This window comes from Piscinibacter sp., assembly GCF_050175855.1.
Lineage (GTDB): Bacteria > Pseudomonadota > Gammaproteobacteria > Burkholderiales > Burkholderiaceae_C > Piscinibacter.
In genome coordinates, this window is record NZ_JBFXIO010000139.1 from 1 (window position 1) to 11,415 (window position 11,415).

11 protein-coding genes are annotated in these 11,415 nt (G+C 69.8%); 3 read left to right on the top strand and 8 right to left on the bottom strand.

The window, feature by feature from the left end:
• The 3 genes from AB7U92_RS12310 to AB7U92_RS12320 form a co-directional block, all read left to right on the top strand.
• The coding region (locus tag AB7U92_RS12310; RefSeq protein WP_428576925.1) for a heme lyase CcmF/NrfE family subunit at window positions 1–1,126 on the top strand (1,126 nt) is incomplete at its 5' end.
• Window positions 1,123–1,653 (top strand): DsbE family thiol:disulfide interchange protein, encoded by a 531-nt coding sequence (locus AB7U92_RS12315; RefSeq protein WP_428576928.1) that lies wholly within the window; start codon window positions 1,123–1,125, stop codon window positions 1,651–1,653. The genes AB7U92_RS12310 and AB7U92_RS12315, both read left to right, overlap by 4 nt.
• 4 nt (window positions 1,654–1,657) lie before the next feature.
• On the top strand, window positions 1,658–2,128 hold the full coding sequence (locus AB7U92_RS12320; protein ID WP_428576931.1) for a cytochrome c-type biogenesis protein: 471 nt from the start codon (window positions 1,658–1,660) through the stop codon (window positions 2,126–2,128).
• Between the two features lie 9 nt (window positions 2,129–2,137).
• On the opposite strand, the gene AB7U92_RS12325 is transcribed toward AB7U92_RS12320, so the two are convergent.
• The 8 genes from AB7U92_RS12325 to AB7U92_RS12360 form a co-directional block, all read right to left on the bottom strand.
• Complete coding sequence (locus AB7U92_RS12325) at window positions 2,138–3,205, bottom strand: NAD(P)H-dependent flavin oxidoreductase (protein ID WP_428576934.1); 1,068 nt, start codon at window positions 3,203–3,205, stop codon at window positions 2,138–2,140.
• On the bottom strand, window positions 3,202–4,536 hold the full coding sequence (locus AB7U92_RS12330) for a metallopeptidase TldD-related protein (RefSeq protein ID WP_428576937.1): 1,335 nt from the start codon (window positions 4,534–4,536) through the stop codon (window positions 3,202–3,204). The genes AB7U92_RS12325 and AB7U92_RS12330 overlap by 4 nt, the downstream gene beginning before the upstream one ends.
• Complete coding sequence (locus tag AB7U92_RS12335; protein WP_428576940.1) at window positions 4,533–5,990, bottom strand: TldD/PmbA family protein; 1,458 nt, start codon at window positions 5,988–5,990, stop codon at window positions 4,533–4,535. Before AB7U92_RS12335 ends, AB7U92_RS12330 begins: the two co-directional genes overlap by 4 nt.
• Before the next feature lie 67 nt (window positions 5,991–6,057).
• The gene (locus AB7U92_RS12340) at window positions 6,058–7,122 is read right to left on the bottom strand and encodes an ABC transporter ATP-binding protein (RefSeq protein ID WP_428576943.1); all 1,065 of its coding nucleotides are present in this window, start codon (window positions 7,120–7,122) and stop codon (window positions 6,058–6,060) included.
• 3 nt (window positions 7,123–7,125) lie between these two features.
• On the bottom strand, window positions 7,126–7,998 hold the full coding sequence (locus tag AB7U92_RS12345; protein ID WP_428576946.1) for a carbohydrate ABC transporter permease: 873 nt from the start codon (window positions 7,996–7,998) through the stop codon (window positions 7,126–7,128).
• A complete protein-coding gene (locus tag AB7U92_RS12350) occupies window positions 7,995–8,879 on the bottom strand; it encodes a carbohydrate ABC transporter permease (protein WP_428576949.1) in 885 nt (294 codons plus the stop codon). Before AB7U92_RS12350 ends, AB7U92_RS12345 begins: the two co-directional genes overlap by 4 nt.
• 76 nt (window positions 8,880–8,955) lie before the next feature.
• Window positions 8,956–10,200 carry an ABC transporter substrate-binding protein gene (locus tag AB7U92_RS12355; RefSeq protein ID WP_428576954.1) on the bottom strand — a complete coding sequence of 415 codons (1,245 nt, stop codon included), beginning with the start codon at window positions 10,198–10,200 and terminating at the stop codon, window positions 8,956–8,958.
• A gap of 143 nt (window positions 10,201–10,343) precedes the next feature.
• A partial coding sequence (locus AB7U92_RS12360) for an ATP-binding protein (RefSeq protein WP_428576952.1) occupies window positions 10,344–11,415 on the bottom strand: 1,072 nt, incomplete at its 5' end.

An 11,415-nucleotide genomic window follows, 5' to 3' on the forward strand; every position in this document is an offset into this window, starting at 1 on the left:
TTTACTGTCGCTGCTCGGCACCTTCCTCGTGCGCTCGGGCGTGCTGAGCTCGGTGCACGCCTTCGCCACCGACCCGACGCGCGGCCTGTTCATCCTCGCCTTCCTCGTCATCGTGATCGGCTCCTCGCTCGCGCTGTACGCCTGGCGCGCGCCGTCGGTGGGCCTGGGGGCACGTTTCGCGCTGATCTCCAAGGAGTCGATGCTGCTGTTCAACAACGTGCTGCTGGTGGCCGCCACCGGCGCCGTGCTGCTGGGCACGCTGTATCCGCTGCTGCTCGATGCGCTCGGCCTGGGCAAGATCTCGGTCGGCCCGCCGTACTTCGACACCGTGTTCGTGCCGCTGATGGCGCCGCTGGTATTCCTGATGGGCGTGGGCCCGCTGGCGCGCTGGAAGGAGACCTCCGTGCCCGACCTCTGGACGCGCCTGCGCTGGGCGCTGGGCGTGGCGATCGCCGCGGCGATCGGGGTCGAACTGTCCACCGGCGAGATCGGCTTCCTCGCCACGCTGGGCCTGGCGATGGCCTTCTGGATCATCGCCTCCGTCGCCGTCGACCTGCTCGAGCGCGTGCGTGGCGGCAACCCGGTCGAACGCCTCAAGCTCCTCCCCCGCGCCATGGTGGGCATGATGGTCGCGCACCTCGGCGTGGCGGCCTTCATCATCGGCGTGACGATGGTCCGGGGCCACGAGGTCGAACGAGACGTCAAGATGGACATCGGCGACAGCACCGAGATCCGCGGCTATACCTTCACCTTCAAGGGCGTCCGTGAGGTGCAGGGGCCGAACTACGTCGCCGCCGAGGGCCTGATCGAGGTCTCTCGCGACGGTCAGCACTACCTCGACATGAAGCCGCAGAAGCGTGTCTACCGGGTGCAGCAGAACCCGATGACCGAGGCCGACATCCGCCCGGGCCTGACGCGCGACCTCTACATCTCGCTGGGCGAGCCGGTGGCCGGCAGCGCCGGCGCCTGGATCGTGCGCGTCTACGTGAAGCCGTTCGTGCAATGGATCTGGGGCGGCTGCGCGCTGATGGCGCTCGGCGGCCTGCTGGCGGCCAGCGACCGCCGCTACCGTGCCAAGGTGAAGAGCGAGCAGCCGGCCACGGTGGCAATGGGGGCGAAGGCTTGAAGTCGCTGAAGTTCCTGATTCCGCTGGCCATCTTCCTCGTGCTGGCGGGGTTCCTCGCCGTCGGGCTGAACCTCAACCCGCGCGAGGTGCCTTCGCCGCTGATCGGCAAGCCGGCACCCGCCTTCGAACTGACGAAGCTCGATGCGGCCGACCAGAAGCTCAAGCGCGACGACCTGCTCGGCAAGGTCTGGGTGCTCAACGTCTGGGCCTCGTGGTGCGCGCCCTGCCGCGAGGAGCACCCGCTGGTGATGGAGCTGGCGCGGCGCAAGCTCGCGCCGGTCTACGGCCTGAACTACAAGGACACCCGGCCGGCCGGCATGGCGTTCCTTACCCAGCTGGGCAACCCCTACGAGGCCTCGCTGTTCGACGGCGACGGCCGCGTCGGCATCGACTGGGGCGTCTACGGCGTGCCCGAGACCTTCGTCGTCGACAAGCAGGGCACCATCCGCTTCAAGCACATCGGCCCGCTCACGCCGGAGGTGCTGGAGAAGAAGATCACCCCGCTGCTGAAGGAACTCAATGCCTGACGCCGTGAATGCCGTGACCCTGCTGCGCCGGCTGCTGCTGGCGTTGACCCTCGCCTTGCCGCTCGTGGTGAGCGCCAAGGAGGCGGCGCCCGCGTCCGACGACCCGGTGCTCGAGGCGAAGGTGATGCGCATCTCCGCCGAGCTGCGCTGCCTGGTCTGCCAGAACCAGACCATCGCCGACTCGCACGCCGACCTGGCACAGGACCTGCGCGGCCAGGTGCGCGAGATGCTGCGCCAGGGCAAGAGCGAGGCGCAGATCCTCGACTACATGACGCAGCGCTACGGCGACTTCGTGCTCTACCGCCCGCCGGTGAAGTCGACCACCACGCTGCTCTGGTACGGGCCGGCGGCGCTGCTGATCGGCGGCGTGATCGTGCTGATCGTCGTGCTGCGCCGGCGCAGCAAGCTGCCCGACGACCGCTTCGAGCCCGATGCGCCGGACGAGGCCGAGCCCTCCGACGCCCCGGCTCGCTAGGGTCCTCTGCTAGACCCGCACCGCCAGCGCGCGCGTCAGTTCGCCGGCCGGAATCACCCGGCAACCGCGGGTGTTCTGCCCCGCCCACAGCGGCGAGAAGTCGCCGCTGCCGCGCGCCTCGGCCCACTGGCGCAGCGGTGCGATGGCCGCGGTGGCCAGCGGAAACGCCGGTGCGGCCGGGTTCATCGCGCCGAGTTCGCGCATCAGCCGGTTGACGATGCCGCGCGCCGGCCGGCCGGTGAACAGCGTGGTCAGTGCCGTGTGCTGGGCCGCATCGCTGGCCAGCGCCGCGCGGTGGATGGCGGAGGTCGTGGCTTCGGGGCACAGCAGGTACGCCGTGCCGACCTGCACCGCCGCCGCGCCGAGCGCCAGCGCCGTCGCGACGCCCTGCGCATCGGCGATACCGCCGGCGGCAATCACCGGCACGCGCACCGCCGCCACGACCTGCGGCAGCAGCGCGAAGGTGCCCATCTGCCGTGTCAGGGCCGTGGCCGGATCGACATCGAGGAAGTGCCCGCGGTGGCCGCCGGCCTCCAGGCCCTGCGCGATCACCGCGTCGGCGCCATGAGCCTCCAGCCAGAGGGCTTCGTCGACCGTGGTGGCCGAGGCCAGCACGAAGGCGCCGCTGTGCTTCACGCGCGCGAGCAGGTCCGGTGAGGGCAGGCCGAAGTGGAAGCTCAGCACCGGCGGCGCGAACGGCGCCACCGTGGCCCAGGCGTCGGCGCTGAACGGCTGGCGCCCGGCGCCGGCCGGAATGGCCGCCGCATCGATGCCCGCCTCGGCGTGGTAGGGCGCGAGCACCTGCCGCCAGTCGGCCTCGCGCTGCGCATCCGGCGCGGGCGGCACGTGACAGAAGAAGTTGAGGTTGAAGGGGTGCTCCGTCGTCGCGCGCAGCGCCTGCAGTTCGCCGCGCAGCGCGTCGAGCGTCAGCATCGCCGCGGGCAGGGCGCCCAGGCCGCCGGCCTCGCCGACGGCCACCGCCAGACGATGGTCCTGCACACCCGCCATCGGCGCCTGCAGGATCGGCAGAGAAATCCCCAGGCGCTCCAGCAGCGCGGCGGTGCGCGGGCTCGTCACAGCGTCAGCCGCCAGCCGTCGACCAGCGCGCCGGGCGTGCTCAGCGAGCCGAGGTGGCGTTCCTCGTAGGTGCCGTTCTCGGGGATGAACTCGGCGCGGTCGCCCAGGCCCATCAGTCCCTCGCCGAACATGCGCAGGAACGAATCGTCGAAGCGCATCACGCCCAGCGGCGCGACCGGCTCGCCGTCCTCCACCCACAGGCAGGCGAAGCGCGTCATGCCGGTCATGCGGCAGGCCTGCCGGTCGGAGTAGTTCAGGTACCAGAGGTTGCTGACCCACAGCCCGGTGCCCAGCGCCTTCATCGCTTCCGCGTCGCGGATCGTGCCTGGCAGCAGCGACAGCGACTCCGGCATCTCCCACGGATTCGCGCCGTTGGCCTCGGCGCCGTACTCGCGCGCCGAGCGGGGGTTGTTCAGCGTGCCCGTGGCCAGGCCCCGCTCGACCAGGCTCACCTTCCCGGGGCGCGCGAAGCCCTCGGCGGTGAAGCCCGGCGCGCTGCCCATCGCGGTGTGCTCGAACAGGTGGAACTGCGGGCTGAGCACCGCGTCGCGGTGCGCCAGCCGCATCAGCGAAGAAGTGCCGGTGCGCCGCGCCTTCAGGCCGAAGCCGCCCCAGCCGAGCGTGCCGAGCAGCTCGGCCATCGCCGCCGGCGCCAGCCAGGCGCGGTAGGCGCCGAGCTGCAGCGTCTTAGGCGGCCGAGCCACCAGGGCCAGCTGCTGCGCGCTCTCGGCCACCCGGGCCGCGAACGCCGCGTCGCTCCACCGCGCGCCGGCGTAGGAAGTCTTCACCGCCTTGTCGGCCGCGTGGTAGAGGCACCAGTCCGTGTGGAAGTTCTCGACATGGTGCCAGTGCCGCGTGCCCAGGCTGTCGGCGAAGGCGCGCACCATCGGCCCGCTGGCGTGGAAGCCGACGAAGTCCAGCCCGCGCGCGGCCTCGGTCACGCTGCCGACCACCTGCGCGGCCGTGGGCAGCGAGCCGCGGTCGTGGCGTTCGCTGTGCACGACCGTCTCGGGCAGCAGCAGCCAGGGGTCGTCGCTCAGTTCGGGCAGCAATGCGCGCAGCGATGCCAGCTCGGCGCGCAGCAGCGCCAGATCCGCCTCGCGCTGGCCGCTGAGCGCCACGCGGCCCTCGGCGCGGCGCAGGCCCCGTGTCAGCGCCACGGTGGCATGCGCCTGCTGCACCTGCGTGGCCTGCCGCACCGCCGCGCGGTTGAAGCGGATGAAGTCCGACGCCTCGGCCTTCAGCAGCACCGAGCTGCGCTCGCCCGGCCGGGCCTCGGTGCAGACCGCATCGGCCAGCGCGTCGAAGTATTCACGGGTGACGACGCTCATGCGTGGCCTCCTACCACCGCCACGCGGCTGAACCTGCAGGCCGGCGAAGCGTGGCCGACGCGGATCACCTGCGAGGGTTCGCCCTTGCCGCAGTTGGGCGTGCCCATCACCTCGAAGGTACTGGCGTCGCCCACCATCGCCAGCGAGCGCCAGAAGGTGGCGCTGATGCCGCGGTAGCCGGGGTCGCGCACCACCTCGGCCAGCCGGCCGTTGCGGATCATGCGGCCCCACTCGCAGCCGAACTGGAACTTGTTGCGCGAGTCGTCGATGCTCCACGAGACGTTGGTGCGCATCATCACCCCCAGCTCGATGCTGGCGATCATCTCGTCGAGCGTGGAGCGGCCCGGCTCGATGTTCAGGTTGCTCATGCGGTCGATCGGGGCGCGGTTCCAGCCCGCCGCGCGCGAGGTGGCCACGCCTTCCAGGTCGGGTCGCTGGCGGCGCGCCCGCGACAACGACACCGCGCCGCCCAGCGGGCGCTTGAGGATGCCGTTCTCGATCAGCAGCGTGCGCCGTGCCAGCTGGCCCTCGTCGTCGAAGCCGAAGCTGGCCAGTTCGTCGCTGCGGGTCGGGTCGTAGCTCACATTGAGCAGTTCGCTGCCGTAGGCGTAGTGGCCGAACATGTCGAGCGTGACGAAGCTGGTGCCGGCGAAGTTGCGTTCGTCGCCGAGGATGCGGTCGAGCTCGAGCGGATGGCCGATCGACTCGTGGATCTGCAGCATCATCTGGTCGGGCATCAGCAGCACGTCCATCTCGCCGCCGGGGCAGGGCGGCGCCATCGCCAGCTCCAGCGCCTCGGCCGCCACCCGCGCGCCTTCGCCGCGGAAGCTGGCGCGCTCCAGCACCTCCAGCCCGCCTTGCTGGCAGAAGCCGTTGTACTGGCCGGCCGAGGAACGCGTCTGCGTCACGCCGTCGACGTGCGCCGTGGCCTGCACGTGCGGCATGGTCACGTGCCAGTGCTGCTCGGTGCGGCCGCCTTCGCTGGTCAGCAGCAGCTGCGAGGCCTGCACGGCCAGCAGGCTGGCGTGGCGGTCGACGATGCGCTCGTCGGCCGCCGCCGAGGCGCACACCTCGCGCAGCAGATCGAGCCGCTCGCGCAGCGGCGCGCCGTTCACCGGCCGCTGCACGGCGCCGTCGTAGCGGCCCCGCTCGGCGGCGGCGGGCAATTCGGCCGGGTCGAACACCATGCGGCCAGCCACAGCGGCGGCCATCGCGCGGGCGCGGGCGAAGGCGTCGGCCAGGCCGGCTTCGCCGAGGTCAGCGGTGGCGGCGTGGCCGAGGCCACCCCTGGCGGCCACGCTGACCATCACGCCGGCATCGCGGCTGCGCTGCGGCGGCTCGGCCACGTCCTGGCGCACGCTGAGGGTTTCGCTGGTCTCGTCGACGGCGCGCAAGGTCCAGCGCACGTCGCCGGGCGCGACGCGCGCAGCGAGGGTTTCGAGGTGATCGATCATGAAGCGGGAGCTACTGCCTTGATGCGAGGCAGTTTACGCGGCACGCGCCGGCCGCGCCTCCCGCGTTTCAGGCCACTCGCCGCTCGGTCTTCGCGTCGAACAGGTGGGCGTCGTGGGCCGACCAGCGCAGGTGCACCGTCTCACCCGCCTGCTGGTGCACCTTGCCGGGCACGCGCGCCATCATCTTGCCGATCGGCGTATCCACCAGCACGTAGGTCTCCGGGCCGGTGGGTTCGATCAGGCTGATGGTGCCGGGCAGGCCGCTGTCGCCGAGCAGCACGGCCTCGGGCCGCAGGCCGTAGAGGATGCCGTCGGGGTGACCGTTGCCGATCTGTGCACGCTGCGCGTCGTCGAGCGCCAGGTCGATGCCGTGCGAGGCGAAGCCGTTGGCGGCACGCTGGCCGGCCACGATGTTCATCGCCGGCGAGCCGATGAACTCGGCGACGAAGCGGGTGGCCGGGCGGCTGTAGATGTCGTCGGGCGAACCGAGCTGCTCGATCACGCCGCCCTTCATCACCGCGATGTGGTCGCCCAGCGTCATCGCCTCGACCTGGTCGTGCGTCACGTACACCGTCGTCACCTGCGCCTTGTTGTGCAGGTGCTTGATCTCGGCGCGCATCTCCACGCGCAGCTTGGCGTCGAGGTTGGACAGCGGCTCGTCGAACAGGAACAGCGCCGGGTCGCGCGCCAGCGCTCGCCCCATCGCCACGCGCTGGCGCTGGCCGCCGGAAAGCTGGCCCGGCTTGCGGTCGAGCAGGTGCTCGATCTGCAGCATCTTCGAGACGCGCGCGATCGCCGCCTCGCGCTCGGGCTTGGGCACGTTGCGCATCTCCAGGCCGAAGCTGATGTTCTGTGCCACGTTCATGTTCGGGTACAGCGCATAGCTCTGGAACACCATCGCGATGTCGCGGTCCTTGGGCAGCGCGTGGGTCACGTCGCGGCCGTCGATGTGCACCGTGCCGGAGGTGGGCTTGTCCAGCCCGGCGATGATGTTGAGCAGCGTGCTCTTGCCGCAGCCCGAAGGCCCGACGAGGATGAGGAAGTCGCCAGCCTCGACCTCGATGTCGATGCCCTTGAGGATGTCGATGTTGCCGTAGCTGCGGCGGACGTTGCGGATGGAAAGTGCGCCCACGGATTACCCCTTCACGGCGCCGGCGGTCAGCCCGCGCACGAAATACTTGCCTGCGACGATGTAGACGAACAGCGTGGGCAGGCCCGCGATCAGCGCCGCGGCCATGTCCACGTTGTATTCCTTCACCGAGCTCGTGGTGTTGGCCAGGTTGTTCAGGCCCACGGTGACCGGCTTGCTGTCGGCGCCGGTGAACACGATGCCGTAGAGGAAGTCGTTCCAGATGTTGGTGAACTGCCAGATCAGCGTGACCACGGTGATCGGCGTGGACAGCGGCAGGATGATCCGCCAGAAGATGCGCCAGAAGCCGGCGCCGTCGAGCATCGCGGCCTTGACCAGCTCGTCGGGCAGGCCGACGTAGTAGTTGCGGAAGAAGAGCGTGGTGGACGGCAGGCCGGCGATGATGTGCACCAGGATCAGCCCCCAGATCGAGCTGGCGATGCCCAGCCAGCCGAGCACCTGGCTCATCGGCAGCAGCACCACCTGCATCGGCATGAACACGCCGAACAGCATCAGAGCGAACATCAGCTCGCTGCCCTTGAAGCGCCACTTCGACAGCACGTAGCCGTTGATCGCGCCCAGCAGCGTGGAGACCAGCACCGCGGGGATCACCATCACCACCGAGTTCATGAAGAAGGGCTTGAGGCCGCCGCAGTCGATGCCGGTGCAGGCGTGGCTCCAGGCCTTGCTCCAGGCGGCCAGCGTCGGCGCGGTGGGCAGCGACAGCAGGTTGCCGTTGCGGATCTGCTCCATGTCCTTCAGCGAGGTCGTGAGCATCACGTACATCGGCAGAAGGAACACGGCGGCGAACAGCAGCAGAACCGACCACAGGGCGAGCCTGTGCCAGTCGAGCCGGTTCGGATGGACGGCGGTGCTCATTTGCGCGCCCTCAGTTCGGAGTAGAGGTAGGGCACGACGATCGCCGCCACGGTGGCCAGCATGATCGTCGCGGAGGCCGCGCCCAGGCCGATCTGCCCGCGCGAGAAGGCCATCGTGTACATGAAGGTGGCCGGCATGTCGGTGGCGTAGCCGGGGCCGCCGGCGGTCAGCGCCATCACCAGGTCGAAGCTCTTGATCGCCAGGTGGCTCAGCACCATCAGCGTCGAGAAGAACACCGGTCGCAGGCTGGGGATGATGATGCGCCAGTAGATGCGCGGCAGGCTGGCGCCGTCGATCTGCGCGGCCTTGAGGATCGAGTCGTCGATGCCGCGCAGGCCGGCGAGGAACAGCGCCATCACGAAGCCCGCGCTCTGCCACACGCCGGCGATCACGATGGTGTAGATGGCGCGGTCGGGGTTGACCAGCCAGTCGAAGCTGAAGCTGGACCAGCCCCACTCGTGCATCACCTTCTCGAGGCCCAGGCCGGGGTTGAGGATCCACTTCCAGGCCGTGCCGGTGACGATGAAGGAGAGCGCCATCGGGTAGAGGTAGATCGTGCGCAGCACGCCCTCGGCGCGGATCTTCTGGTCGAGCAGGATGGCCAGCAGCAGCCCGATGGCCATGCCGAAGAACAGGAACAGGCCGCCGAAGATGGCCAGGTTCTTCAGCGCCACCCACCAGCGCTCGCTCTCGAACAGCGTCTCGTACTGCTCGAGCCCGACGAACTCGTAGTTGGGCAGCAGCCGCGAGGCCGACAGCGAGAGATAGCCGTTCCAGGCCATCAGCCCGTAGATGAAGAAGAAGGCCAGCACGAAGGAAGGCGCCAAGACGATCTTGGGCATCCATTCCGACAGGCGAGCCGAAGCCGTAGACGTGCTCATGGCGTCGTGATCCTCGGGAAGAGAAAGGGGCGCGGCCATCCCGCTCCGCGCCCCTGGGCTGCCGCCGTCGACCGGCTTACTTGGTCTTGGCCGCCGCGACGAGCTTGTCCATGGCCTGGGCCGAGGTCATCTTGTCGTCGTTCCAGAACTGCGAGACCACGTCCTTCATCGCGCCTTCGACGGCCGACGGCACCGACATGCCGTGCGCGATCGAGGGCACCAGCGAGCCGGCCTTGGAGCTGGCCACGAAGTCGGCCGACGAGGTCTTGGCGCACTCGTCGAACTTGTCGAGCTTCATGTTCAGGCGAACCGGAATCGAGCCCTTGTTCAGGTTGAACACCTCCTGGAACTCGGGCGACATGATCGCCGCGGCCAGGTCCTTCTGCGCCTTCTGGTTGTCCGCGCTCTTCAGCTTGAAGAGGGCGAAGCTGTCGACGTTGTAGGTGTAGCTCCTGGCGGTGCCCGGGGCGGCCACGCAGGCGAAATCCTTGCCCGGCACCTTGCCGGCGGCGAGGAACTCGCCCTTGGCCCAGTCGCCCATCAGCTGCATGCCGGCCTCGCCCTTGATGACCATCGCCGTGGCGAGGTTCCAGTCGCGGCCCGGGGCGTTCTTGTCGGTGTAGCCCTTCACCTTCTTGAAGGTGTCGAGCACCTTGAGCATCGTCGGGCTCTTCAGCGAGCCGGCGTCGAGCTGCACCAGCGCCTTCTTGTAGAAGTCGGCCCCGCCGACGCCGAGCGCCACGCTCTCGAAGGTGGTGAAGTCTTGCCAGTTCTGGCCGCCGTGGGCCACCGGGATGATGCCGGCCTTCTTCAGGGCTTCCGCGGCGACGAAGAACTCGTCCCAGGAGGTCGGCAGCTTGGCGCCGGCCTTCTTGAAGGCTTCGGGGTTGGCCCACAGCCAGTTGACGCGGTGCACGTTCACCGGCGCGGCCACGTAGTTGCCCTTGTACTTGAGGCCGTCGGCGATCGCCTTGGGCAGCAGTTCGTCCCATTTCTCGGCCTTGGCCACGTCGTCCATGTTGGCCAGGACGCCTTCGCGCGCCCACTCCTGGATGGACGGGCCCTTGATCTGCGCGGCGGCCGGGGCGTTGCCCGAGACCACGCGCGACTTCAGCACCGTCATCGCCGAATCGCCGCCGCCACCGGCGACCGCGAAGTCCTTCCAGGTGTGACCCTTCTTCTGCATCGTCGCCTTCAGCTCGGCGGCGGCCTTGGCCTCGCCGCCCGACGTCCACCAGTGCAGCACCTCGACCTCGCCGGCCTGGGCCAGGCTGGCGCTCATCAGGCCGGCGGCGGCCAGCGACAGGGAAATGCGGGTCATGGACATGCGTGTCTCCTCAGGATCCGGTTTAGGAAATGTTCAGCTTGTTGAATCAAGCGGACCGGATGTTAAAGAGGCGTTAAGGTTACGGCAAGGCCACGTTCACCCCGGACTTACCCTAGGGTCAGGCGAGTCAGGCCGAATCAGGCCGGCAGGCGCGGCAGCCGCAGCAGCACGCGTAAGCCCTTGGGCGCCGCGCCTTCGAGGCTCACCTGGCCGCCGTGGCGCTGCGCGATCTCGCGCACGATCGGCAGGCCGAGGCCGCAGCCGTCGCCCTGCATCGTGGCGCGGGCGAAGCGCTCGAAGACGCGCTCCCGGTCGGCCGGCGCGATGCCCGGGCCGTCGTCTTCTACCTCGATCTGCGCATCCGGCCCCAGTGTGCGCACGCGCACGGTCACGGAAGCACTGCGACCGGCGTAGCGGATCGCGTTGTCGATCAGGTTGGCGATCGCCTCGCGCAGCAGCAGGGCGTTGCCCGACACCAGCACCGGCGATCCGTCGCCGTCCTCGAAGCCGAGGTCGATGCCGGACTGGCGTGCCTTGGGCACCCACTCGGCCGTCACTTCACCGGCCAGCTTGAGCAGCTCGACGCGCGCACGTCCCTGTGCCGCAGCCGACTCCGGCTCGGCGCGGGCCAGCGTCAGCAGCTGGTTGACGAGGTGGGCGCTGCGCGTGGCGCTCTCGTGCACCCGCTGCAGTCGCGCGCGCAGCGCGGGATCGGTGGTCTCGTTGAGCGCCAGCTCGGTCTGGCTCTTCAGCCCGGCCAGCGGCGTGCGCAGCTGGTGCGCGGCGTCGCTGATGAAGCGCCGCTGCACGCTGACGCTCTCGTGCACCGCGGCCAGCAGCGTGTTCACCGCCTTGGCCAGGGCGTGCACTTCGCGCGGCGCGGACTGCAGTTCCAGCGGCGCCAGGTCGTTGGGCGCACGGCCTTCCACCAGCGCGCGCATGCGTGCCAGCGGCGCCAGGCCGGCGCGGATGCCGGCCCAGACGATCATCGACATCAGCGCGATCAGCACCGACAGCGGCAGTGCGGTGTCGACGAGGATGCTGCGCGCCAGCTGCTCGCGGCTGGCGCGGCTGCGCGCCACCTGCACGAGCATGGTCTGCGGCGACTCGGCCTCGCCGTAGGAGAGGTAGAGCGCGGCCACGCGCACGTTGAGGTGCTGGCTGCCTTCGCCCATGCCGCCGTCGTAGAAGTAGGGCTGCCCCAGGCGC

Excerpts from the sequence above, each read along its gene's own strand:
- AB7U92_RS12350 (WP_428576949.1), bottom strand. The coding sequence starts at position 8,879 with ATGAGCACGTCTACGGCTTCGGCTCGCCTGTCGGAATGGATGCCCAAG.
- AB7U92_RS12330 (WP_428576937.1), bottom strand. The coding sequence starts at position 4,536 with ATGAGCGTCGTCACCCGTGAATACTTCGACGCGCTGGCCGATGCGGTC.
- AB7U92_RS12355 (WP_428576954.1), bottom strand. The coding sequence starts at position 10,200 with ATGACCCGCATTTCCCTGTCGCTGGCCGCCGCCGGCCTGATGAGCGCC.
- AB7U92_RS12345 (WP_428576946.1), bottom strand. The coding sequence starts at position 7,998 with ATGAGCACCGCCGTCCATCCGAACCGGCTCGACTGGCACAGGCTCGCC.
- AB7U92_RS12335 (WP_428576940.1), bottom strand. The coding sequence starts at position 5,990 with ATGATCGATCACCTCGAAACCCTCGCTGCGCGCGTCGCGCCCGGCGAC.